At 62.2% G+C, this 23,712-nt stretch carries 23 protein-coding genes and 1 tRNA gene; 9 read left to right on the top strand and 15 right to left on the bottom strand.

The annotated features are described in order from the left end of the window. Positions 1–21: 21 nt before the first annotated feature. The 5 genes from PO860_RS18490 to PO860_RS18470 form a co-directional block, all read right to left on the bottom strand. Entirely contained in the window at positions 22–771 is a 750-nt protein-coding gene (locus PO860_RS18490) for an electron transfer flavoprotein subunit beta/FixA family protein (RefSeq protein WP_275037939.1), read from the bottom strand. A gap of 188 nt (positions 772–959) precedes the next feature. Beyond that, on the bottom strand, positions 960–1,745 hold the full coding sequence (locus PO860_RS18485; protein WP_272784958.1) for a rhomboid family intramembrane serine protease: 786 nt from the start codon (positions 1,743–1,745) through the stop codon (positions 960–962). A 33-nt stretch (positions 1,746–1,778) separates the two neighbouring features. Beyond that, the gene (locus PO860_RS18480; protein ID WP_183608721.1) at positions 1,779–2,357 is read right to left on the bottom strand and encodes a cob(I)yrinic acid a,c-diamide adenosyltransferase; all 579 of its coding nucleotides are present in this window, start codon (positions 2,355–2,357) and stop codon (positions 1,779–1,781) included. Positions 2,358–2,834: 477 nt separating this feature from the next. Next, entirely contained in the window at positions 2,835–3,038 is a 204-nt protein-coding gene (locus tag PO860_RS18475; protein WP_097622081.1) for a twin transmembrane helix small protein, read from the bottom strand. Between the two features lie 14 nt (positions 3,039–3,052). Then, on the bottom strand, positions 3,053–3,886 hold the full coding sequence (locus PO860_RS18470; RefSeq protein ID WP_183608722.1) for an SDR family oxidoreductase: 834 nt from the start codon (positions 3,884–3,886) through the stop codon (positions 3,053–3,055). Positions 3,887–3,962: 76 nt separating this feature from the next. On the opposite strand from PO860_RS18470, the gene PO860_RS18465 reads away from it, so the two are divergent. Then, a complete protein-coding gene (locus PO860_RS18465; RefSeq protein WP_183608723.1) occupies positions 3,963–4,886 on the top strand; it encodes a YihY/virulence factor BrkB family protein in 924 nt (307 codons plus the stop codon). Here PO860_RS18465 and gluQRS read toward each other — a convergent pair. After that, positions 4,851–5,732, bottom strand: coding sequence for a tRNA glutamyl-Q(34) synthetase GluQRS (gene gluQRS, locus PO860_RS18460; protein ID WP_273885811.1), 882 nt, complete (start codon positions 5,730–5,732; stop codon positions 4,851–4,853). The two genes, PO860_RS18465 and gluQRS, sit on opposite strands and share 36 nt — an antisense overlap. Here gluQRS and PO860_RS18455 point away from each other — a divergent pair. Together PO860_RS18455 and PO860_RS18450 are read left to right on the top strand one after the other, a co-directional pair. After that, complete coding sequence (locus PO860_RS18455; RefSeq protein WP_272784962.1) at positions 5,731–6,423, top strand: DNA-3-methyladenine glycosylase family protein; 693 nt, start codon at positions 5,731–5,733, stop codon at positions 6,421–6,423. The two genes, gluQRS and PO860_RS18455, sit on opposite strands and share 2 nt — an antisense overlap. A 111-nt stretch (positions 6,424–6,534) precedes the next feature. After that, positions 6,535–7,092, top strand: coding sequence for an HNH endonuclease (locus PO860_RS18450; protein WP_077992002.1), 558 nt, complete (start codon positions 6,535–6,537; stop codon positions 7,090–7,092). 9 nt (positions 7,093–7,101) lie between these two features. On the opposite strand, the gene PO860_RS18445 is transcribed toward PO860_RS18450, so the two are convergent. After that, complete coding sequence (locus PO860_RS18445) at positions 7,102–7,617, bottom strand: disulfide bond formation protein B (RefSeq protein ID WP_273883092.1); 516 nt, start codon at positions 7,615–7,617, stop codon at positions 7,102–7,104. A gap of 22 nt (positions 7,618–7,639) precedes the next feature. Continuing rightward, positions 7,640–8,230 (bottom strand): YqaA family protein, encoded by a 591-nt coding sequence (locus PO860_RS18440; RefSeq protein ID WP_183608726.1) that lies wholly within the window; start codon positions 8,228–8,230, stop codon positions 7,640–7,642. A 202-nt stretch (positions 8,231–8,432) separates the two neighbouring features. Between PO860_RS18440 and PO860_RS18435 the strand changes: the two genes are divergently transcribed. Continuing rightward, the gene (locus PO860_RS18435) at positions 8,433–8,717 is read left to right on the top strand and encodes a hypothetical protein (protein WP_183608727.1); all 285 of its coding nucleotides are present in this window, start codon (positions 8,433–8,435) and stop codon (positions 8,715–8,717) included. Positions 8,718–8,774: 57 nt separating this feature from the next. On the opposite strand, the gene PO860_RS18430 is transcribed toward PO860_RS18435, so the two are convergent. Beyond that, positions 8,775–10,523 (bottom strand): cation:proton antiporter domain-containing protein, encoded by a 1,749-nt coding sequence (locus PO860_RS18430; protein WP_183608728.1) that lies wholly within the window; start codon positions 10,521–10,523, stop codon positions 8,775–8,777. Between the two features lie 211 nt (positions 10,524–10,734). On the opposite strand from PO860_RS18430, the gene PO860_RS18425 reads away from it, so the two are divergent. Next, positions 10,735–11,019 (top strand): hypothetical protein, encoded by a 285-nt coding sequence (locus PO860_RS18425; RefSeq protein ID WP_126910578.1) that lies wholly within the window; start codon positions 10,735–10,737, stop codon positions 11,017–11,019. 164 nt (positions 11,020–11,183) lie between these two features. Beyond that, positions 11,184–11,471, top strand: a complete 288-nt coding sequence (locus tag PO860_RS18420; RefSeq protein ID WP_097622071.1) for a hypothetical protein — start codon at positions 11,184–11,186, stop codon at positions 11,469–11,471. A gap of 110 nt (positions 11,472–11,581) precedes the next feature. On the opposite strand, the gene PO860_RS18415 is transcribed toward PO860_RS18420, so the two are convergent. Both PO860_RS18415 and PO860_RS18410 read right to left on the bottom strand, forming a co-directional pair. Further along, a tRNA-Leu gene (locus tag PO860_RS18415) sits at positions 11,582–11,666 on the bottom strand. Between the two features lie 124 nt (positions 11,667–11,790). Beyond that, positions 11,791–13,086 (bottom strand): MFS transporter, encoded by a 1,296-nt coding sequence (locus PO860_RS18410; protein WP_272784966.1) that lies wholly within the window; start codon positions 13,084–13,086, stop codon positions 11,791–11,793. A gap of 127 nt (positions 13,087–13,213) precedes the next feature. On the opposite strand from PO860_RS18410, the gene PO860_RS18405 reads away from it, so the two are divergent. Further along, positions 13,214–13,801, top strand: coding sequence for a TetR/AcrR family transcriptional regulator (locus tag PO860_RS18405; protein WP_183608730.1), 588 nt, complete (start codon positions 13,214–13,216; stop codon positions 13,799–13,801). Here the strand turns inward: PO860_RS18405 and PO860_RS18400 are convergent. After that, complete coding sequence (locus tag PO860_RS18400; protein ID WP_183608731.1) at positions 13,794–14,774, bottom strand: aldo/keto reductase; 981 nt, start codon at positions 14,772–14,774, stop codon at positions 13,794–13,796. The two genes, PO860_RS18405 and PO860_RS18400, sit on opposite strands and share 8 nt — an antisense overlap. A gap of 235 nt (positions 14,775–15,009) precedes the next feature. Between PO860_RS18400 and PO860_RS18395 the strand changes: the two genes are divergently transcribed. After that, on the top strand, positions 15,010–16,641 hold the full coding sequence (locus tag PO860_RS18395; protein WP_272784967.1) for an AMP-binding protein: 1,632 nt from the start codon (positions 15,010–15,012) through the stop codon (positions 16,639–16,641). A gap of 267 nt (positions 16,642–16,908) precedes the next feature. Here PO860_RS18395 and PO860_RS18390 read toward each other — a convergent pair whose 3' ends face one another. From PO860_RS18390 to secA, 3 genes are all read right to left on the bottom strand, one after another. After that, on the bottom strand, positions 16,909–18,189 hold the full coding sequence (locus PO860_RS18390; RefSeq protein WP_273885809.1) for a GNAT family N-acetyltransferase: 1,281 nt from the start codon (positions 18,187–18,189) through the stop codon (positions 16,909–16,911). Further along, on the bottom strand, positions 18,190–19,605 hold the full coding sequence (locus PO860_RS18385; RefSeq protein ID WP_273885808.1) for an oligosaccharide flippase family protein: 1,416 nt from the start codon (positions 19,603–19,605) through the stop codon (positions 18,190–18,192). A gap of 180 nt (positions 19,606–19,785) precedes the next feature. Then, positions 19,786–22,503, bottom strand: a complete 2,718-nt coding sequence (gene secA / locus PO860_RS18380; RefSeq protein ID WP_183610599.1) for a preprotein translocase subunit SecA — start codon at positions 22,501–22,503, stop codon at positions 19,786–19,788. Between the two features lie 246 nt (positions 22,504–22,749). Here secA and PO860_RS18375 point away from each other — a divergent pair, with 246 nt between their 5' ends. After that, positions 22,750–23,631, top strand: a complete 882-nt coding sequence (locus tag PO860_RS18375; protein ID WP_272784970.1) for a peptidylprolyl isomerase — start codon at positions 22,750–22,752, stop codon at positions 23,629–23,631. Positions 23,632–23,712: the final 81 nt, after the last annotated feature.

Genomic DNA, 23,712 nt, shown 5'->3' with positions numbered 1-23,712 from the left:
TTTGCTCCTGTTCTCAGCTGATTACAGCACGCCGGCTTCGTTCTTCAGCTTGTCGACCAACTCGGCGACCGACTTGACCTTGACGCCGGCCTTGCGGCCGGACGGCTCCTCGGTCTTCAACACCTTCAGCCGCGGTGTGGTGTCGACGCCGAAATCGGCAGGCGCCTTCTTGTCGAGCGGCTTCTTCTTCGCCTTCATGATGTTCGGCAGCGAGGCATAACGCGGTTCGTTCAGCCTGAGGTCGGAGGTGATCACCGCCGGCAGCTTGATCTCGATCGTCTGCAGGCCGCCGTCGACCTCGCGGGTCACCTGCGCCTTGCCATCACCGATCTCGATCTTCGAGGCGAAGGTTGCCTGGGCCGAGCCCAGCAGGGCTGCCAGCATCTGGCCGGTCTGGTTCGAATCGTCGTCGATCGCCTGCTTGCCGACGATGATCAGGCCCGGCTGCTCGGCCTCGGCCACACCTTTCAGGATCTTGGCGACGGCGAGCGGCTCGACCGCATCATCGGTCTCGACCAGGATCGCCCGGTCGGCGCCCATGGCAAGGGCGGTGCGCAGCGTCTCCTCGGCCTTGGCCGGGCCGATCGACACCACCACCACTTCCTCGGCCTTGCCGGCTTCCTTCAGCCGCAGCGCCTCTTCCACCGAGATCTCGTCGAACGGGTTCATCGACATCTTCACATTGGCAAGCTCGACACCCGTGCCATCCGGCTTCACCCGGATCTTCACGTTGTAGTCGACAACCCGTTTGACTGGGACGAGAATCTTCATGGGGTCCTTCCTTCAGGGAAAACTGGCTTCAGAGACTTTTCTAAGAAAATGCGCGCTCAGGCGCTGCTCCGATGGTCGAATGGCGACATGGATACGCGTTTTTCCTCCAAATTCAACGCTTCCATGACGCCGATAGGCAATTTGCCTAGGCAATATATGACGTTTACGTTCACATCAATATCGCCAGATCAGCGCCGACCCCAGGGAAGGCGCTGTGTCGTCCGCCCGTTCGTGCCGGCCGCAATGGCCGGACCGGCGCCGGGGCCGTTTCTCACCGCGCGGGGCGTGACGATCTCCCGGTCGAAGAGCGGCACGCCGGGCCGGCGCAACACCAGGATCAGAAAAGCCCCGGCAAGGATGCCGCCGACATGCGCGCCCCAGGAAACATCGCCGTCGGGTGTGATCGCCAGCATGAAGAACTGTTGGCCGATCCATAAAAGCAGCGGCACGAAGGCCGGCAGCGGCAGCGGTATACGGAAGAAGACCAGCACCCAGACCCTGACGCGCGGATGCAGCATGACATAGGCAGCAACCACGCCGGAGACTGCCCCCGATGCGCCGACCAGCGGCGCTTGCGACGTCATGCTTAGCAGGCCGTGGCAGAGCGCGCCGGCGGCTGCGCAGAGGAGGTAGAACATCAGGAAGCGCAGATGTCCCATCGCATCCTCGACATTGTCGCCGAAGACCCAGAGGAAGATCATGTTGCCGGCGAGATGCCAGAAGCCGGCGTGGACGAAGGCATAGGTGAGGTAAGTCAGCGGTTCCGGGACGATTTCGAGCCCCTGCGCCAGCACCGCGTCGCCAAAGACGATCGCCGGGATGTAGCCGAGCCCGACGGTCGTCGCCTGGGCTGCCTGCTCGCTCTCCAGGCTGGTCAAGAGCCAGATTGCGACATTCAGTGCGATCAGCGAGAGCGTCACCCACTGGACCTTGATATGTTTCAGCGTGTTGGCGTCGTGAAGTGGTATGAACATTAAGGCCCCCCGGCGATCGTCGTCGCGGCAAGCCTATCTGTTTTTTCCGGGAACCCAAAGCACATCCGCTTGGCCCCGGTCATTTGCATGACGTGCCGCGACGAAGAGGAAATCCGAGAGCCGGTTGACGTATTTCCTTGCCGGCTCGCTGACGATTTCGCCGTCGGTGCGGGCAAGCGCCACCATCAAACGTTCGGCGCGCCGCGCAATCGTGCGGGCAAGATGCAGATGTGCGGCGGCGGGGCTGCCGCCCGGCAGGATGAAGGATTTCAGCGGCTCGAGACCGGCGTTCAGCTGATCGATATCGCGCTCGACGCGATCGACCTGAGTCTCGACGATCCGCAGCGGTTCGTAGGCCGGCGTCTCACCGGTGTCCGGCGTGGCGAGATCGGCGCCGAGATCGAAGAGGTCGTTCTGGATCGACATCAGCATGGCGTCAAGTTCGGGCAGGGCTGATGTGTGCAGCCGCGCCAGACCGATCGCGGAATTGGCCTCGTCGATCGTCCCGTAGGCTTCCACGCGCAAATCGTCTTTTGGCCGGCGCGGGCCGGAAACCAGCCCGGTCGTGCCGTCGTCGCCGGTTTTGGTGTAGATCTTGTTGAGTTTCACCATGCCGCACCGCCTGTCGAGGGGAGGGCGTTTGCGCCGTGTGAGATTGTCGACAGCAGCCCCTCATCCGCCTGCCGGCACCGACCGGGGTCGAGCCACCTGTCTCGACCCGTCCTTCGGACTCCCGCTTGCGGGGCGAAGGGACATGCCGCGGCCTCGCCGTTCCCACCTCGCTCTCGCAGGGCACGTCCCCTCTCCCCGTTTTTTACGGGGAGAGGGTTAGGGTGAGGGGCAGCTACCAGCGCCAACCGGACAGCAATGGGCTTGACCCGAGCATCCACACCGCATCCACCAGCGGCATCGGGCATGGATCCTCGGGTCAAGCCCGAGGATGACGGAGAGCGGGGTTGGCCTTCTCGCCAAACTCTCCCCGGCATACTGACGCACACCGCGTCGGGGTGCTTCCTCAAGCCGGCACTCACCTCTCCGCGGTCATTCCTGTCTGCACCCATCATCGAAATCCCCGCTGCATTAGTCACCTCAGCTCGGCCGGCCGCCGCCGGTGATCCAGAGCGTGATCATAATCAGGACGACGGCGATTGCCTGCAGCAGGACACGAAGCTGCATCAGCTTGTTGGAACGGTTGGCGTCGCCGCCCTTCATCATGTTGAAGAGGCCGCGGATCAGGACGAGGGCGACGGCGCCCATGACGATGATCGCAAGGATATAGGTGACGGTGGACATGGCATTCAGCTTTCTCAGTCCGTCCAGCGCATCAGGCGGTAGAAGAGGTCTGCCGGAAGCAGCCGCTTCAGGAACATGCCCTGTTTAGCCGGAGTCGTTACAGGATAATGTGGCCTCGGATTTTTCGAGTTCAATGCGCGCTTCAATACGGAATAGACCGCTTCCGGGCCAAGCTTGTGGCGGTTGACCGGCCCCGATCCGTCAAGCCTTGCCAGTTGTCTGATATAGTCGGCCGCGTGCGGCGAATTCCGGACGTCGATATGCTCCTTGATCTTTGCGAGCGCGTTGGCGGTGAAACGCGTGGCGATCGGCCCCGGTTCGATCAGGCTCACATGGATGCCGCTGCCCTGCAGCTCCATGCGCAAAGTGATGCTGAGGCCTTCGAGCGCAAATTTGGAAGCGGTATAGGCGCCGCGGTAGCGATAGGGCACGACGCCGAGGATCGACGAGCATTGCACGATCCGTCCCTCTCCGTGTCTGCGCATCGCCGGAATGATTTGCCGCGTCAGTTCGTGCCAGCCGAAGAAATTCGCCTCGAACTGGGCGCGCAGCGATGATGTCGAAAGATCCTCGACGGCGCCCGGCTGGCCGTAGGCGCCATTGTTGAAGAGCGCGTCGATGCGGCCGCCGCTGCGTTCGAGAACCGCGCCGACCAGGTCGGAAATCGTCTCGGGCCTGGCATAGTCCATCAGGAAGGCTTCGATGCCGTCTGCCTCCAAGGCCGCCAAATCGTCCGGCTTGCGCACCGTCGCGAAGACGCGCCAGCCATCGGCTTTCAGCGCCCGCGCGCAATGAGCGCCGATACCGGACGAACATCCGGTCACGACGATGGTGCGCTCTCCCGCCATGGAATGATTCCTGTACAAAATGGGACTCGTTTCCCATATTCGGCCAGAGGATACAATCTGGAAAGCCGGAGACGGAATGCCGAAGGTGCTGCGCACGATCTACGACGTGGTCTATGACGCGATCTGTCACATGATCGAGGATGACGGCTTTGCCATGGCGAGCCACGTGGCGCTGTCGAGCCTGCTTGCGGTTTTCCCCTTCCTGATCTTCGGCACGGCGCTTGCAAGCTTTCTCGGCGCCGACCAGTTCTCCTCGACCGCCATCCATCTGATCTTCGACACCTGGCCCGAGGCGATCGCCAAGCCGCTCGCCGACCAGGTGCTGCAGGTGCTGACCATTCCGCGCGGCGGGCTGCTGACGATCTCGGTGCTGGCGGCCGCCTATTTCGCTTCGAACGGTGTCGAGGCGCTGCGCATTTCGCTCAATCGCGCCTATCGGGTGCAGGAAACGCGGGCCTGGTATTTCACCCGTCTCGCCAGCCTCGGCTACGTGTTGATCGCGGTCATCATCTTCACGGCGATCAGCATTCTGCTCGTCGCCCTGCCGCTGGCGCTCGATTATTCCAGGAAATGGTTCCCGCTGTTTGCCGATACGCTCGACATCGTCTTCAGCTGGCGCATCTATGGCACGCTGGTGGTTCTGACCGTCGGACTGCTGGTCATGCATCTCTGGCTGCCGGCCGGCAAGCGGCGGGTCTTCGACGTCATCCCCGGGGTGCTGCTGACGCTGCTTCTCTGGCTCGCCGGCGCGCTGATCTTTGCCTATTACCTGGCGACCTTTGCCAATTACACGGCAACCTATGCCGGTCTCGCCTCCGTCATGATCGTGCTGATCTTCCTTTATATGGTCGGCGTCATCTTCATCATCGGGGCGGAGATCAATGCGGCGCTGATCAAATTCCGCGTCTTCCGGATGTTCTCGCATACGCTTTCGATCGTCGGCAGAGAGCGTGTCGAAAGGCCGTCAGAGCCCGACAAGGCAGCGAATATCGGCCCCTGACAGGCCGCGGGCACGCAATTCGGCAAGCCCACTGTCCCCTTCGCTTTTCGAAAGCTTGCGGCCCTGCGCATCCAGGACGAGGCGATGATGGTGATAGAGCGGCTGCGGCAGGTCGAGCAGCACCTGCAGCAGCCGGTGCACCGATGTCGCCGGGAAGAGGTCGAAGCCGCGCACCACATGGCTGACACCCTGCAGCGCATCGTCGACGACCACCGACAGATGATAGCTCGACGGGGCGTCCGAGCGCGACAGGATGACATCGCCCCAGGCTTCAGGCTCGGCGGCGATCTCGCCTGATCTGCCGTCGCCGGTTTCCGTCCAGAACAGCAGCTCGCCGGTCAGCGCGAGCGCCTTGCGCATATCGAGCCGCCAGGCATGTTTCCTGCCCGAGGCCAGCATGTCCCGCCATTCGTCTTCCGGGCGCTCGCGATCGTTGGCGGGATAATGCGGCGTGCCGTCGGGATCGCGCGGCCAGGTTTCACCAGCCGCCTCATAGGCGGCGACGCGCGCCTTCACCTCACCGCGCGTCAGGAAGGCCGGATAGACCAGGCCGCGCTCGATCAGCGCATGCAGCGCCGCCTGATATTCGGCGAAATGTTCCGACTGGCGCCGCACCGGACTTTCCCAGCCAATTCCCAGCCAGTCGAGATCCCTGAGGATGCCGGCCTCGAACTCGGGCGTGCAGCGCGCCTGGTCGATGTCCTCGATCCGCAGCAGCAGGCGGCCATGCCAGGCCTCCGCCATGTCGCGGTTCAAGAGGGCCGAGAGGGCATGGCCGAGATGCAACTGTCCGTTCGGGCTCGGCGCAAAACGAAATACAGGTTTTTGACGCTCACTCGTGATCATGCTTTCTTCTGCCACGGATTTCAGTTTCGAACCACTGGGAGGAAATGTGCAGATCATCCGCAACGACGACGACGTCAGGTGGGGGCTGGAAGCGCTGCTTGGCCTCGATCCGCGTCTTGCGCCGATCGCAGCGGATATCGGGCCGCTTCCGTTGCGGCTGCGCGAACCCGGTTTTGCCGGCCTTGCCCATATCATCGTCTCGCAGATGGTATCGCGCGCTAGCGCCGAGGCGATCTGGCGGCGGATGCTGCCGGCGGACGGGTTGCTGACCGCCGAAGGCTACACGCTGCTTCATTCCGAGGCATGGCGGGAATTCGGGTTGTCGCGCGCCAAGGCCGAGACGCTGTCGCGGATCGCTGAAGCCGTTGCCTCCGGCCGCCTCGATCTTTCCGGGCTCTGCCTGAAGCCGCCTGATGAAGCGCTTGGTGAACTCACGGCGCTCAAGGGCGTCGGTCCGTGGACGGCGGAGGTCTATTTGATGTTCTGTGGCGGCCATGCCGACGTCTTTCCGGCCGGCGATGTGGCGCTGCAGAATGCCGTCGGTGCGGCATTCGGTCTCGCGGCGCGGCCGCAGGCGAAGGCGCTTGCCGAGCTTTCGGAAGCCTGGTCGCCGTGGCGCTCCGTGGCGGCCCGGCTTTTCTGGGCCTATTACGCCGCGAAAACGCGCCGCGACCTGGTGCCGACCGGCTGATCGGCAACACTCTTCAAATTGCCTTTATCCTCTGAATTTATTGGACTTCACAATCCTGTAACAACCGGCCTAATATACAGGTGCAGATGCCGAATCGATCAGGAGAGTCCCTTGACGATTGCAGTCTCCCCCCAGGCCCTGCCAGCGCTCGTTCTGAACGCTGACTACCGGCCGCTGAGTTATTACCCCTTGTCGCTGTGGTCCTGGCAGGACGCGATCAAGGCGGTATTTCTCGACCGTGTGAACATCATCGCAGAATATGAGCATTCGGTGTCCTCACCGAGTTTCTCGATGCGGCTTCCGAGTGTCGTGTGCCTGAAGACTTACGTTCAGCCATCCCGCAATCCTGCTTTCACCCGGTTCAACGTCTTCCTGCGTGACCGGTTCGAATGCCAGTATTGTGGCGCCCATGACGACCTGACCTTCGACCATGTCATCCCGCGCGCCCATGGCGGCGAGACGACCTGGGAGAATGTCGTGGCAGCCTGTTCGCCCTGCAATCTGCGCAAGGGCAGCAAGCTTCCCAAGCAGGCAGGCATGTTCCCGTCGCAGAAGCCCTATCAGCCGACGGTGCAGGATCTGCACAATAACGGCCGGCTGTTCCCGCCGAACTATCTTCATGATAGCTGGCTCGATTATCTCTACTGGGATACCGAACTGCAGCCTTGATCGGATTGCTTACGCAGCCTTGCGGACGCCGACAAAGGCGAAGGCTGCGAGCAGGATCCCCGCAATCACGTTCCAGCCCGCAAAAGACAGGCCGAGGACCCTGAGCGCCGCATCGGTGCAGGATGGGCCTTTGATCGTATTGAGTTCGCCGAGCAGATCGCCGGCATTGGTCGTCATGCTGCTTGCCGTCGTCGAGCAGGTGGCCGGCCCCGGCCAGAAATGCCATTCGACGCCGGCGTGGTAGACGCCCATGCCAGCCGTGACCAGCATCAGCATGCCGGCCGCGAGGATGAGCGCGCGGGTGATCCAATTCGGCAGGCCGACGAGTTCGGAGATGGCGGCGAGAATGGCGATCGGGATGGCGTAATAATAAGGTTGGCGCTGCAGCAGGCAGAGCGCACAGGGAATATAGCCGCCGATATATTGGAACCCGAGCGCCGTGCCGACAACGGCCGCCATGCCGATCGCGAGCAACAGGGAATAGGTAAAGCCGGCGCGGGCGAGCGGAGAAGAAGTGGCAGTCATGGCGGAACTCCGCAAGTTGGGCCTAATGAGCGAAAGAGCGGTAGCCGACGTATAGCACGATCACGGCACCGGCACCGATGCCGACGATCTGGCCGAGGCGTTTCTCGATGAAATCCCGGATCGGCTCTCCGTAGCGGCGCAGCAGCCAAGCAAGGAAGAGGAAACGCGCGCCGCGCGCAACGATCGCCGAAACAATGAAAAGACCCAGATTGACGTGGATGACGCCGGACAGGATCGTGACGATTTTGATCGGCGGCAGATGTGCGAGACCTGAGGTGACGAGCAGCAGCAGGATCGTCTCGTAGGTGACATAGGCCTTCATCTGCTCGAAGGCTTCGAGCTTGCCATAGAATTCGAGAACCGGCCGCGCCACCGTCTCATAGGCGTAATAGCCGAGCGCCCAGCCGGCGATGCCGCCGAGCACGGAGGCGACGGTGGCAATCAGGGCATAACGATAGGTGCGTTCCGGCTTGGCCAGCGCCATCGGCAGGAAGAGCACATCAGCGGGGACGAGAAAGACGGAGCTTTCGACGAAGGCGATGACGGCGAGCCAGACTTCGGCCGATTTGCGCGAGGCCAAAGACATGGTCCAGTCGTAAAGTCTGCGGAGCATTCCGTTTCCTTCCTGTTGCAGTGCAAAAAGCTTTAGGGGCCATGCGCGGCGCTGTAAATGCTCGCCCGTGTCCTTCGTGCCACCGCCATCCAAAAATTTTCGTGATGCGGGGCGTCGACGGCTCTCCCTAGATTTCACGGGATTGCGAATCGGCCATTCTGCGGCAAGCTGTTTCTAGGTCGACGTGCAGGGTGGCAAAAGAATGTTCAAAGTGATCGAAGGCGGCCTTGGGCGGGCCGTGGAAATGAATGTCCAGGCCGAAGAGCGCGGCAGGCCGAGCCGGGAGGATGTACGCCGGGAGGCGGCGCGGCGGCTCAGCGAAAGCGGCTATCACCTGTCGCGCATCCGCGAGTTTGCGACCGGCATGCCGATGCTGGCGGCTCTCAAACACCTGTCGCTGCAGATCGATTTCGCAGCGGAAGCCTTGTCGCGGCTCGACCCGATCCCCGAGGATTTCCGCTCCGATGGTTATTGGCCGGCGCGCTGAGACGTTCATAGACAGCGTGTTTGCAGCTGGGGATTTCATCCCACCGCGGTTTGCGTTTCACGACAGGTCCATCGACTTTTCCCACTGCTGCCGCAGGACGTTCATCTCCGTGCGCTTCTGGGCCATCTCGCTGACGGCGGCGCGCAGATTGGGATGACGCGCCATGAACATGTTGAAGTCGCGTCGCTCTAGCACCTCGAACTGGCAGAAGTCGACGGCGATGACGTCGGCGGTGCGCCGTCCGCCGGTGAGAAGCGCCATTTCGCCAAAGAAGGCGCCCGGTTCCAGGCGAATCGCGCCGCTGGCAAGCCGGACTTCCACCGCCCCTGAAGAGATGAAATACATGCCGTCGCCACGGTCGCCGCGGCGGATGACACGTTCGCCGGGTGGAGCGGACTTTGCCTTGAAGAGCAGCAGCAGCTCCTCCTGCGCGTCCTCGTCGACCTCGGAGAACAATGGGAAAGTCTCGATCAGCTGCTGCATCTTCAGCTGATGCTGGCGTTCGCGCTCCTCGCCGAGCGCCCTGATCTTTTCCAGTTCCTTGCCGAGCGCCTTCTGCCTCTTTCGGCCGTAGTTTTCCCAAAGGGAGGGCCATGTCGAATGGGCATATTTCTTCAGTCCGTCGGTCGCCAGGATCACGATCGGGTTGAGCGTGATCGACAGGATTGCGGCGGCCAGGATCAGATCCTGGCCCTCATGCGGCAGAAGCCCGAGCGACACGCCGAGGCCGGCGAGGATGAAGGAGAATTCGCCGATCTGGGCAAGGCCGCCGGCCAATGTCAGCCCCAGGCCGATCGGATATCTGAGCAGGATGACGATCAGGAAGGTGATGATGCCCTTGCCGAGGATGACGAGCGCCAGCGCGCCGATCACGGCCAGCGGCTGGCGCACCAAGATCGAGGGGTCGAAGAGCATGCCGACGGAGACGAAGAACAGCACGGAGAAGGCATTCTGCAGCGGCAGCGAATCGGCGGCCGCCCTGTGGCTGAGCTGGGATTCGCTCATGACGACGCCGGCAAAAAATGCGCCGAGCGCAAAGGAAACGCCGAAGATTGCCGCCGAGCCGAAGGCGATGCCGAGCGCGATCGCCAGGACCGTCAGCGTGAACAGCTCACGCGAACCGGTGCGGGCGATCATCGTCAGCAGCCAGGGCACGATGCGAGGGCCGAGGAAGATCGCCATAGCGGCGAAGGCCGCCACCTTCAAGAGTGTGAGGCCGATCGTCAGCACCAGCGGCAGGTCGCCGAGGCCGTGGTTGGTCGTATCGGCGGCGTTGCCACCCAGAAGCTCCGCGAGCGCCGGCAGCAGCACCAGCGCCAGCACCATCACCAGATCCTCGACAATCAGCCAGCCGACGGCGACGCGTCCGCTTGGCGCGTTGACGAGATTGCGCTCCTCCAGCGCCTTCAAGAGAACGACGGTGCTCGCCACGGACAGGCTGAGGCCCAAGACGATGCCGGCGCCGAGGCTCCAGCCCCAGAGTCGGCAAAGGCCGACGCCGAGCAGGGTGGCGAGAATGATCCGCCCGATCGCGCCCGGCACGGCGATGCCGCGCACGGCGAGCAGGTCGGAGGCGGAAAAATGCAGGCCGACGCCGAACATCAGAAGGATGACGCCCATTTCGGCGAGCTGGCCGGCAAGGGCGGTGTCGGCGACGAAGCCCGGGGTGAACGGCCCCATCAGGATGCCGGCCATCAGGTAGCCGACGAGCGGCGGCAGCCGGAGCCGATCGGCGCCGTAGCCCAGGATCGCGGCGAAAACAAAACTGACGGCAACCGTCGCAATGAGTCCTACTTCCTGATGCACGTCCGCCCTCTCTTGTGTAGCGGCGGCCACTTTGGACGAAGCGCAGGCAAAATTAAACAGGTGATTTGAGTTGCGATGCCTTCGTTCTCAGTCCTGGGCGGCCAGCCGCAGGCATCGTCTATCGTCGTCCGTGGCACGATCGGACGGTTACCGATATCGGAACCAGTTGCGTCCTACCTCGTTGCCCCTTCATCAAGAAAGGAGAAACGACATGCGGAAGATCATCCTCAACTGTACTGTGGCGGCCCTTGCCGCCTGCTCGTTTGCAGCGCCTGTTCTCGCCGACAGCGTCTATGTCAGGGAGCGTTCCTATGATGACGGTTATCGTCATGAGCGAGTAAGGCCCGGCATCACCATCAGCGAGCGTGGCGTCACTTTCGGTGCGGTGCGCGAACGTGAGCACCGCCGCTATCGCGATAACGGCTGCGAAACCAGGAGCGTCACCCGCCAGACCGACGAAGGCGAGGTCACCAAGACGGTGAGACGCTGCAATTAACTGGAATATGCGACAAGGACGAAGCCCGGTTCCACAAGCCGGGTTTTCGCCTTTCGCGGCAGGACGATCTGAATGGGTGGTGGAAGTGGTCCGTCGGTGTTATGAGCACGCCTTTGGTATATGCGCGCTCCCGGCGCAAACACCTCCCGCACAGGATTATCACTATGATTGAGCTTACACCGTCCCAGATTGCCGCCCTCAAACTCGCCAGGGATGGAGACCTTTATCCCCAGCCGGCCAATAAATGGACGCACCAGAACGCGACAGTGACTTACGCAAAAACCGACCGTTGGAAAGAGCGGCCGCAGAAAATTAAATCAGTTACTGCCAAGACGCTGGGCGAGTTGAAGGAGCCGGGTTTCCTTGAGCGGCGGCACCTGGATGACGACGTTTCAAAAGACGTCTACGGCATCACCATGGCCGGCAAGATGTGGCTGCTGAAGAATAAGTAGTTTCACCTGCACGCGAAGATAATGTGCAGCTAACCGGAGCATTACCGGACCAGTCCGCTTTCGCTTAGCTGCTCTTCGGCCTGCCGCGCCAAAGCTCGCAGAGCGAAGGCTGGTGCCCCATGCCGGGGTCGAACCAGCACTTCTTTCGAAACTCGATTTTGAGTCGAGCGCGTCTACCAATTCCGCCAATGGGGCAACGGATACGGACCGGGCGGCTGTCTAACATGCGAGCGCCCGCGCGCGCAAGACGGTTGGGCGAAGTTATCGGACTGATCCGGTGGAGAACCCGGCCTCGTTTCGAGGCCGGATCCTGTTTGTGTCAGTGGGCGGCGGCGGGCGCGGGATTGCTCAGGCCGGACTTCTTCAGCGTGATTGCCAGGATCGAGGCCAACAGGCAGAAGGCGCCGGCGACGAAGAAGGCGGGCAGGTAGCTCGACAGCTCGGTGCGCGAGAGGCCGGCGCCATAGGCGGCGGTGGCGGCTCCCAGCTGATGGCCGGCAAAGACCCAGCCGAAGACGAGGCCGACCTTTTCGCGGCCGAAGCGATCGGCGGCGATCTTGACGGTCGGCGGCACGGTGGCGATCCAGTCGAGGCCGTAGAAGACGGCGAAGATGGAAAGGCCGTAGAAGCTGAAATCGCTGAAGGGCAGGTAGAGTAGCGACAGGCCGCGCAGACCGTAATACCAGAACAGCAGCCAGCGATTGTCGAAGCGGTCGGACAGCCAGCCGGAGCCGATGGTGCCGAAGAAATCGAAGATGCCCATGACCGCCAGCACGCTGGCGGCCGCCACCGGAACGATGCCGAAATCGCCGCACAGGGTGACGAAATGGGTCTGGATGAGACCGTTGGTGCTGAGCCCGCAAATGAAGAAGGTGGCAAAGAGGATCCAGAAGGTCGAGGTCTTCGAGATTTCCTTAAGCACGGTGATCGGCGTCATCAACGCGACGCCGAGCGAGGTGCTTGCCGGCGGCGGCGTGACCTGCGTTTCGCCGAGAGCCGGCAGGTTGAGGTCGGCCGGGCGGTCGCGCATGAAAGCCAGCACGGCAAGGGCCGCGACCATGATCATGGCGCAGACGAAAAACACCGTCGAGCGCCAGCCATAACGTTCCGTCAACTCCGCCATCAGCGGCAAAAAGACGAGCTGGCCGGTGGCCGAGCTTGCCGAAAGCATGCCGACGACCAGGCCTCGGTGCTTGGTAAACCAGCGTGAGGAGACCGTCGCGGCGAGCACCATGGCCGTCAGGCCGGTGCCGAAGCCGACGACGATGCCCCAGAGCAGCAGCAATTGCCACAGCGTCGTCATGAACAGCGAGCCGATGAAGCCGGCGCCGATCAGCGCCAGCGCGAAGACGATGACCTTGCGCACGCCGAAATAATTCATGAAGGCCGCGGCGAACGGTCCCATGAAGCCGAACAGGATCAGACGGATCGCCAGCGCCGAGGAAATCTGCGAGGTCTCCCAGCCGAACTCGTCCTGCAGCGGCTTGATGAGCACGCCGGGTGCGCCCATGGCGCCGGCGGTGACCAGCATGGTGAGGAAGGTGGCGGCAACGACGACCCAGCCGTAATGGATGTTGCGCCGGGCGAGGGTGGAGGCGAGGGCTGTGGAAACCATGGGCAAGATTCCGTTCGAATTCAGCTTCGGGAAGATACAGGCCGATTTACATGATGGCCATCATATTTCTTGCGTATTGATGATGGACGTCATATATTTTGTCAAGCGACTATTTCTGGAGACGACAATGCGGGTCAGCCGCGAAAAATTTGCCGAAAACCGCGAAAAGATCCTGAGCGTTGCCGGCGTGCTTTTCCGCGAAAACGGTTTCGATGGCGTCGGCGTCGCCGACATCATGAAGGCGGCGGGCCTGACCCATGGCGGCTTCTACGGTCATTTCGATTCGAAGGACGATCTGGCGCTGGAGGTCAGCCGCAAGCTGATCGACAGGGTGGAAACGCGCTGGAAGGAGCATATCGCCGAAGCGCCGGACCGGCCGCTGGCTGCACTTCTCGACCATTATATCCACTGGCGTACGGTCGACGATCCGGGCGGCAGCTGCGTCTTCGCAACGTTGATCCAGGAGGTGAGCCGCAGCCGCGGCGCTGTCCGCGCAGTCTTTAGCGACGGGCTATCCGTGCTGGTCGACACGCTCGCCGATATCGTTCCCGGCGAGACCGAAGAAGAACGCCGCGCCAATGCCGCGACGACGCTCTCCTCGATGATGGGCGCCGTCATTCTCGCCCGCGCGGTCGAGGACCGGGCGCTTGCCGAGCAGTTCCTGGTGACGATGCGCCGGCAGCTCGACCCCGGCAGCCGACCAGCGACTACTTGAAGCCGGCGATCGCGTGCGGGATGTAGGGTGCTTCCAGGGCCGCGATTTCCTCGGCGGCAAGCTTCACCGAGAGCGAGGCAACAGCGTCGGTCAGGTGGTTCGGCTTGGACGCGCCGATGATTGGGGCGGTCACCGCACTCTTCTGCAGGATCCAGGCGGTTGCCACCTGGGCGCGGGAGATGCCGCGGGCCTTGGCGATCTCGGCGACGGCCTCGACTATTCTGCGGTCGGCATCGATGGACTGGGTATAGAGCGTCTTGCCGAATTCGTCGGTTTCGCTGCGTGCGGTCGTCTCGTCCCAGTCGCGGGTCAGGCGGCCGCGGGCAAGCGGGCTCCAGGGGATGACGGCGATCTTCTGATCCTCGCAGAGCGGCAGCATTTCCCGCTCTTCCTCGCGGTAGAGCAGGTTGAGGTGATCCTGCATGCTGACGAATTCGGTCCAGCCGTTCAGCCTGGAGACGTAAAGCGCCTTGGCGAACTGCCAGGCATACATGGAGGAGGCGCCGATATAACGCGCTTTGCCCGATTTGACGACGTCGTGCAGCGCCTCCAGCGTTTCCTCGATCGGGGTCGTATAGTCGAAACGGTGAATCTGGTAGAGGTCGACATAGTCGGTGCCGAGGCGGCGCAGACTGTTTTCGATCTCGTCGAAGATCGCCTTGCGCGACAGGCCGGCGCCGTTGGGACCCGGCCGCATGCGGTTGAACACTTTGGTTGCCAGCACGATGTCCTCGCGCTTGGCGAAATCTTTTATGGCGCGGCCGACGATCTCTTCTGAAGAACCGTTGGAATAGGTATTGGCGGTGTCGAGGAAATTGATGCCGAGGTCGATCGCCTGCCTGATCATCGCTCGGCTTTCCTCTTCCCTGAGGCTCCAGGCATGATTGCCGCGGCCGGGATCGCCGAAGGTCATGCAGCCGAGGCAGATTTTCGACACTTCCAGACCGGTCTTTCCAAATTTCGCGTATTCCATGAAACGACTCCGTGATGAATTGGCGGACCCAATTCCGATGCCCCCAGGCGGCTTCCCAAGATCTAGTGCGGAAACCGGCAAAGTCGCAGGGCGCTTGGCGAAGAATCCGTTCTGCCATGCGCACAACAATGCGTGATGGGCTGTGAAGCCGCGCTTGTGATCGCCGCCCGGACCGGCCGCTTGCGCATTTACAGCACAAGGTGTTAGCTGGTGCAACATTCACCGGATTTCGCCTATGATACTGCCGCCCCATGATCGCTACGACGATCTCTATCGCGATTTCTCGTGGCGGGTTCCCGAAGTTTTCAATATCGGCCGCGCCGTCAGCGACGACTGGGCGGCCCGGGCGCCGGCGCGCGTCTGCCTCGAACATTTCAGCCCGGATGGCCGTCACCGCGCAATGACTTATCGCGCGCTCGCCGACCAGTCCTCGGCCTTCGCCAATGCGCTCGTTTCGCTTGGTATCAAACGCGGCGATCGCGTCGCGCTGCTCTTGCCACAATCCTTCGAGACGGTGATCGCGCATGTAGCGATCTACAAGACCGGCGCGATTGCGCTGCCGCTGGCGCTGCTCTTCGGCGTCGAGGCGCTGGAATACCGGCTGAAGGCGGCAGGCGTGGCGGCCGCTATCACCAATGGCTTCGGCCTCGAGCGCATCCGGCAGATCCGCGGTCGCCTGCCGATGCTGAAGCACGTGGTCAGCATCGACGGGGCGAGTGCCGATGCGGCTGCCTTTGGTGATCTGGTGAGTGGCCATTCCCCCGTCTTCGACGCCGCCAGGACCGGCCCGGACGATCCGGCGCTGATGATCTTCACTTCGGGAACGACCGGGCCGCCGAAGGGTGCGTTGCATGGCCACCGCGTCCTGCCCGGCCATATTCCCGGCATGCAGTTTGCCCATGAGGGGTTTCCACGAGCCGGCGACAAGGTCTGGACGCCGTCCGATTGGGCCTGGGCCGGCGGGCTGCTCAATGCGCTGCTGCCGAGCCTGCTGCTCGGCGTCCCTGTTGTCTCGTCGCCGGCGCAGAAATTCGATGCCGACATGGCCTACCGCATCATGGCGGAGATGAAGGTGCGGAATGCCTTCATTCCGCCGACGGCGTTGCGGCTGATGCGATCCGTTGCCGATCCGCTGTCCAAATACGATCTGGTGCTGCGCACCATCGGTTCGGCCGGGGAGGCGCTCGGCCGCGAGACCTATGAATGGGCGCGGCGCACGCTCGGCATCACCGTCAACGAATTCTACGGCCAGACGGAGTGCAATTTCGTGCTCGCTTCAAGTGGTGCCTATGGTGTCACCAAGGCAGGCGCCATCGGACGGGCGGTGCCCGGGCATCGCGTCGCGATCGTCAGCGAGGCGGGCGACGAATTGTCCGTGGGCGAACCGGGCCAGATCGCCATCGCCAGTCCCGACCCAGTGATGTTCCTCGGCTATTGGGACGATGCGGCGGCGACCGAGAAAAAATTCGCCAAAGGCTGGCTGCTCACCGGCGATATCGGCCGGCAGGACAGCGAGGGCTACGTCACCTTCGAAGGCCGCGACGACGACGTCATCACCTCGTCGGGATACCGCATCGGCCCGGCCGAGATCGAAGACTGCCTGATCGGCCATCCCGCCGTGCAGCTTGCCGCGGCCGTCGGCAAACCCGATGCCGTGCGCACCGAGATCGTCAAGGCCTATATCGTGCTGTCACCGGGCCATCCGCCAAGCGAGGCGCTGGCCGCCGATATCAGGGAATGGGTGAAGACGCGGCTTTCGATGCACGAATATCCACGCGAGGTGGAATTCATCGATGCCCTGCCGCTGACCACCACCGGCAAGGTGATCCGCCGGCTGCTGCGCGAGAGGGCGGCGGCCGAAGGTTAGAGCCCTTCCTGGTCAGCTTGAAGCATTCTGCCGGAGCAGGTTTTCGTCAGGGCAGAGGCGATTGGCGAAGGGCATACCCCAAGGTACGTCCGAGCCGATCGCCTCTGATCCTGGCGCAAAGATGCCCGGCCCTTCGGGTTGGCTGAAACGGGCCGCCTGATCGACCGGCCGGCTTGGCCGTAGAACTGGGCTACGACGCGCGCCGGCCGGTCGACCATCCGACTCCGTTTGAGCCAACAGAATGCTTCAAGCTGACCAGGAAGGGCTCTAGCCCCGGCCGGCCAGCGACATGATCTTTTCGCGCAGCATCTTCGCCATGTTGCGGGTGCTGCGGTACATGTGCAGTTGGGCTGTGACCTGGCGCATGTCGCGGTCGCTGTTCTGCGTCAGGCCGATCACCAGTGTTCCCATCTCTTCACGCTCCCGCCAGAAGCGGCTCATGATCGGGTGGTCAGAGACGGCACAGGAATCGGAGCGGACGATATTGGCGTCGTCGAGATGCCATTCGGTCAGTTCGCTCATCAACAGCTTGCCCGGCGAATAACGGGCATAGTTTTCGTCATAGGCGGTCTTCCAGGTATAGGCTTCGCCGCCCATTATCAGCACGACGATGGCGGCGATCGCCTTGCCGTTGAGATCGATCGTGTGAACACGCACGGCATCGACGGCGGCAAGATTCGATACCGCCTCGCGGGCGAAGGCCGTGTGGTAGCGATCGGTGACGAGCGCGCTTCGCCGCTTGCCCTTCCAGCCGCCGGCTTCCATTGCCAGGAATTCCTCGAAGCGGATATGGATTTCGCGCGGCTGGCGGGCGACGGCATAGACCGCCGTTCCCTGTTCCTCCAGCAGGCGCCATTGGCGGCGCATCTCGCGCATATGCGAGGAGGAGACGGTTTTGCTGAGATAGGCCGGCGCCTCTTCGTCGCTCTGCAGCATCGGGCGCAGATAGGGATTGGTGACAGTGACGGGGAGATTGCGGCTGAGCGCCACGGCCTTGAGCATGCGCACGAAGATGCCGTTCAGCCTGAGATCCGGCAGAACCAGTATGCCGGGCAGATTGAGATCGCGCGCGATCAGCCCCTCGAAGAGATTGTCGAGGGTTTCGGCGGCATCCTCGCTGTCGACGAGCGGCGTGCCGAGCGGACCGAAACTGTTCGACCAGCCGCGGATGATCGACGGGCCGACGGCAAAGCCCGGCTTGTCGATCGAAAACGGCATCAGGAAGCGCATGCGGCTGCGGCCGCCGCCATTGTGGTCGCGGATCAGGGCGAAGTTCACCTGCCGGTCTTCGAGCCGCGGCATGGCGGGTGCAAGGAAGCGGCCGGAGAAGAAGACGTTCGGCTCCATCGCCCGGTTGGAGAGAAAATCGAGCTCTTCCTGAAGCTCATAGCCGAGCTTGCCGGGATAGAGGCAGAGCTCGCGCCCCGGCCGGCCGATCTCGGCGCGCGCCTCGGCCCGCGGCGCTTCGAAATTCAGCGCAGCGAGATCATGCACCATGCGGTTGGCGATGCTGTCGGTGCTTTCGGTAACGGGGGGAATACGCACCATCTATCGAACTCTCATTTCTGGCGTTGCGGCGGAGGGGCTGGCGAAGGCGAAAAGGACGATGCCGAGCGCGCGGCGCACGGCGAGATGCAGCAGGATCGCCTCGACCGCCATGGCCGAGGCCGTGGCAATCGCGGTGCCTTCGATGCCGTAATGCGGGATCAAAGCAAGGTTGAGGCCGACATTGGCGGCCAATGCGCCGACATAGAGCGCAACGCAGAGGTTCTGCTTGCCGGCCATCATCAGCAACGTTTCGGCCGGGCCGACCAACGCCTTAGCGAGGATGCCGGCGAGCAGGATCGCCATCACCACATAACCTGATGTGAAGGCGCCGCCGAACAGCGACAGCAGCAGATGTCCGGCGCCGAGCACCGCAAGGCCGACCCCGAGCGCCGGCCAGAAGGTCCAGCGGGCGGCGTCGACGGCGGCGACCGCCAGCTGTGCATGGTCGCCTTCGGCGATGATCGAGGAAAAGCGCGGGCCGGAGGCTGCCTTGACCGAGAAATTGATGAAATGCACTAGCGCCATCGTCTTGGCGGCGGCGAAGTAGATGGCGACGTCGTGCGGCTCCAGGAAGATGCCGACGACGACGACATCGGAATTGGTGAGCAGGAAGCTCACGCCCTCGATCAGAAAAATCGGAAAGGCGACGCTGAACCAGGCGAGGAATTCGACCTTGCGCGGGCCTTCGTCATAATGCCGTCGAAGGCGATAGAGCGTTGCGGCATACTGGCCAAGTGCGGTGACGAAGGTCGCGGCGAGCGCTGCCTGCATCGCGGTGACGGCCGTATGCTCGGCGCCGATGGCAATGGCGATCAGCATGAAGGCGATGATGAGGATCGGGCGGACGATATAGACCGGGCTCAGCGCCATCACCGGCCAATGGTTCGCCCGCGACGTGCCTTCCAGAATGTCGCCGAGCGCGATCATCGGCATGGCGAGCAGGCCGAGGAAGATCGGGATGAGATAATAGACCTGGATCATATGGCCGAAGAAATGCAGTCCGAGCATGCCGGCGACGAGCACCGCCGTGCCGGAAAGCAGCGCAAAGATGCGCGCCGTGCCGGTCAGGCCGCGGATTTCCTCGAAGGCGCCGGCTGCCCTGTATTGCGGCAGGAAGCGAACGATTGCCGTGTGGAAACCAAGGCAGGAGAGATCGCCGAAGACGACGACCAGGACCCAGACGAAAACGAATATGCCGTATTCATATTCGCCCATCAGCCGGGCAAGCACGATCTGGGAGACGAAGGCAAGGGCTGCACTGAGGATGCGGATCGAAAAGGCCGTCAGCGCCATGCGCTGGGCGGCGGCCTTCTCTCCGCGTTCGGTGAGCAAGGCCGCAAGCATGCGCAGCGTACGGCTGCCGATCGGGCGCAGACCCGCGGGCAGCATCTTCTCCGCTGTTTCTATGACCGCCATGATGAACACGCAAAACTCTAAAGGTCAGGCAAATCGCAGCCGAAGTCTTGACAGAACAGGGTTAAGAAACGGTTCCGGATCGGGCCTGCTGCCCGACGTCGAAATTGCGATTGTCAGGCGTTGCCGCACAAAAGAAAATGCCGCCCGAAGGCGGCATTTTCTGGATCCTTGCGGCTTGCCTCAGACCTGCTCGAAGGCGCCGTGGCAATGCTTGTATTTCTTGCCGGAGCCGCAGGGGCAGGTCTCGTTGCGGCCGACTTTGCCCCAGGTGGCCGGGTCATCGGGGTTGCGGTTCTCAGGAGAAACGATGACTTCCGACGCCTGGTAGATCGCCGGGGCGAAATCGTCCTCGCCGGTCGTCGGATCCAGGTGATGGGCCTGCATTAGCGGCGGTTCCGGCTCGGCAGGGGCCTGCTGCACCAGTTCGACGCGCATCAGCTGGGCCGTCACGGCCTCGCGCAGATTGTTGAGCAGCGCCGTGAACAGCTCGAAGGCTTCCGATTTGTATTCCTGCAGCGGATCGCGCTGGGCATAACCGCGGAAGCCGATGACGGAGCGCAGATGGTCGAGATTGACGATGTGCTCGCGCCAGAGATGATCGAGCGTCTGCATGACGATCGATCGTTCGACATAATGCATGATATCGTCGCCGAAACGTTCGGCCTTTTCGGTAAAGGCGGCGTTGGCCGCCTCCGTCAGGCGCTCGCGGATATCGTCTTCGCCGATGCCTTCTTCCTTCACCCAGTCCTCGACCGGCAGGTCGAGATTGAGGATATTCAAGGCACCGGTCTTCAGGCCGGCGGCATCCCATTGTTCGGCGTAGGCGCGCTCGGGGATATGCTTTTCGACCATGTCCTCGATCACCTCACGGCGCATGTCGGAAACGGTCTCGGAAATATTGGTCGATTCCATCAGTTCGAGACGCTGCTCGAAGATCACCTTGCGCTGATCGTTGAGAACGTCGTCATACTTCAGGAGGTTCTTGCGGATATCGAAGTTGCGGGCTTCGACCTTCTTCTGGGCGCGCTCCAGGGCCTTGTTGATCCAGGGATGAACGATCGCCTCGCCCTCCTTGAGGCCGAGCTTGGTCAGCATGCTGTCCATGCGGTCGGAGCCGAAGATGCGCATCAGGTCGTCCTGAAGCGAGAGATAGAATTTCGAGCGGCCGGGGTCGCCCTGACGGCCGGAGCGGCCGCGCAGCTGGTTGTCGATACGGCGGCTTTCATGGCGTTCGGTGGCGATGACATAGAGACCGCCGGCGGCGAGCGCCTTCTGCTTGAGTTCCTTGATCTCCTCGACGATCGCCTGGATTCGGGCGTCACGCTCCGGGCCGGCTTCGACTTCGCCGAGTTCGCGCTCGATACGCATGTCGAGGTTGCCGCCAAGCTGGATGTCGGTACCGCGGCCGGCCATATTGGTGGCGATGGTGATGGCACCGGGCACGCCGGCCTGGGCGACGATATAGGCTTCCTGCTCGTGGTAGCGGGCGTTCAGCACCTTGAAGTCGTCGAAGCCCTGCTTGCGCAGGCGCTCGGCGAGCAGTTCCGATTTCTCGATCGAGGTCGTGCCGACGAGCACCGGCTGGCCGCGCTTGTGGGCGTCGAGGATCTCCTCGATGATCGCCTTGAACTTCTCGTCAAAGGTCCGGTAAACCTCGTCGTCCTCGTCGAGGCGCTTGATCGGCAGATTGGTCGGAACCTCGATGACATCAAGATTATAGATGTTGCCAAATTCTTCCGCTTCCGTCTGCGCCGTACCGGTCATGCCGGCGAGCTTGGCGTACATGCGGAAGTAGTTCTGGAAGGTGATCGAGGCCAGCGTCTGGTTTTCCGGCTGGATCCGCACCTTTTCCTTGGCTTCGAGTGCCTGGTGTTGACCTTCCGAATAGCGGCGGCCCGGCATCATGCGGCCGGTGAACTCGTCGATGATGACGACTTCGTCGTTGCGGACGATATAGTCCTTATCGCGCTGAAAGAGCTTATGGGCCTTCAGTGCGTTGTTGACGTGGTGGACGATCGCGACGTTCTCGATGTCGTAGAGTGCATTGCCTTTCAAGAGGCCGGCCTGGCGGAGCAGGTTTTCCAGCTTCTCGGTGCCCTCTTCGGAGAAGTTGGCCGAGCGCTGCTTCTCATCGATCTCGTAATCGCTGGGGACGAGCATCGGAATGAAGGCGTCGATCGTATTATAGAGTTCGGAGCGGTCGTCGAGCGGGCCGGAGATGATCAGCGGCGTGCGCGCCTCGTCGACGAGGATCGAGTCCACTTCGTCGACGATCGCGAAGTTGTGGCCGCGCTGGACCATCTGGTTCTTCTCGTACTTCATGTTATCGCGCAGATAATCGAAGCCGAGTTCGTTGTTGGTGGCGTAAGTGATGTCGCAGGCATAGGCCGCGTGACGCTCTTCGTCGGAGAGGCCGTGGACGATGACGCCGGTGGTCATGCCGAGGAAGCCGTAGACGCGGCCCATGGTCGCGGCATCGCGCTGGGCGAGGTAATCGTTGACGGTGACGACGTGCACGCCCTTGCCGGAAAGCGCGTTCAGATAGACCGGCAGGGTGGCGACGAGGGTCTTGCCTTCGCCGGTCTTCATCTCGGCGATCGCATTCGAATGCAGGATCATGCCGCCGACCAGCTGTACGTCAAAAGGTCGCAGGCCGAGAACGCGGCGCGAAGCTTCGCGCACGACGGCAAAAGCCGGGATCAGAATGTCGTCGAGCGTCTTGCCCTCGGCGAGCAGGGCGCGAAACTCCACGGTCTTTGCCGCGAGCTGCTCGTCCGTCAGGGCCTTGGTCTTCTCTTCGATAGAGTTGATGGCGATGACGTTCGGCTGGTAGGACCGCACACGGCGGTCATTGGAAGACCCAAATAACTTGCGGGCTATACCGCCAAAGCTGACCATATGACTGGTCCTTTCTCAATATTCATCCCCGACGTTTCTTGTTCGCGGCCCAGCCGAAAATCAGGCGCGCGCCTTAAAACGCCCGGAAACTGTTCTGGACGCGAGGTTGCGTGACAGATAAGAGGGGGGTCGAATGATGTCAACGGATTTGGCGGATACAGAAAGGCCACAATCCGGTGTTGATGGCTATTTTGGGCTGGATTCAGGCGATGCTGAAACCGGCGATGTAACTGTGAAGGGTATTTCATGTTGACCACCAACAAACTTGCCGTTCTGGCGTTTGCAACTTTTGTTGCGCTCCAAGCTCCGGCCTATGCCGATGACGCCGTCATCGCCAAGGTCGGCAATCTGGAGATTCACCAGTCGGAACTCGACCTCGCGGTCGCCAATCTCGATCCGCAACTGGCCCAGCTTCCCGATGACCAGAAGAAGGTCGCAGCCCTTTCCGCAGCCATCGACGTGAAGCTGCTTGCCGCCGACGCTGCGGCCGAGAAGCTCGATCAGACCGACGAATTCAAGAAGCGCATGCAGTATCTCGCCGATCGCGAACTGCACAACGCCTATTTCAAGAAGCATGTCGTCGACGTCGTGACGCCTGAAGAAGTCAAGGCCCGCTACGACAAGGAAGTCGCCGCCCTGCCGAAGCAGGAAGAAGTCCACGCCCGTCATATTCTCGTCAAGACCGAGGACGAAGCCAAGGACATCATCAAGCAGCTCGATGCCGGCAAGGATTTCGCCGAGCTCGCCAAGGAAAAATCCACCGATCCGAACAAGTCGGAAGGCGGCGATCTCGGCTATTTCTCGCGCGGCCGCATGGTCAAGGAATTCGAGGACGCAGCCTTCGCGCTTGAGAAGGGCACCTATTCCAAGACGCCCGTCAAGACCGATTTCGGCTATCACGTCATCAAGGTCGAGGATAAGCGCGACGCCCCGCCGCCCCCCTTCGAGCAGGTGCAGGATCAGGTTCGTCAGCTCGTCATGCGTGACAAGTATCTCGAGCTTCTGAACAAGGCGAAGGCCTCGGCCAAGATCGAGATCACGGACGAGACGCTGCGCAAGGGTTACGACCAGGCCAACAAGCAGCCGGAGCCGGGCAGCGAGCCTGCCGCACCGGCACCGAAGCCGTAATATTTGCATCTGGGCCCGGTTCTTCCGGGCCCTTCACTATCGTCGTTGTTGTCGCATTTCCCGATGGCGAGCCGGTTCCAT

It is taken from the genome of Rhizobium binxianense (genome assembly GCF_028994275.1).
Classification (GTDB): Bacteria; Pseudomonadota; Alphaproteobacteria; order Rhizobiales; family Rhizobiaceae; genus Rhizobium; species Rhizobium binxianense.
Note: the sequence above shows the minus strand (reverse complement) of the source record. Positions and strands in the feature narration are given on the sequence as shown.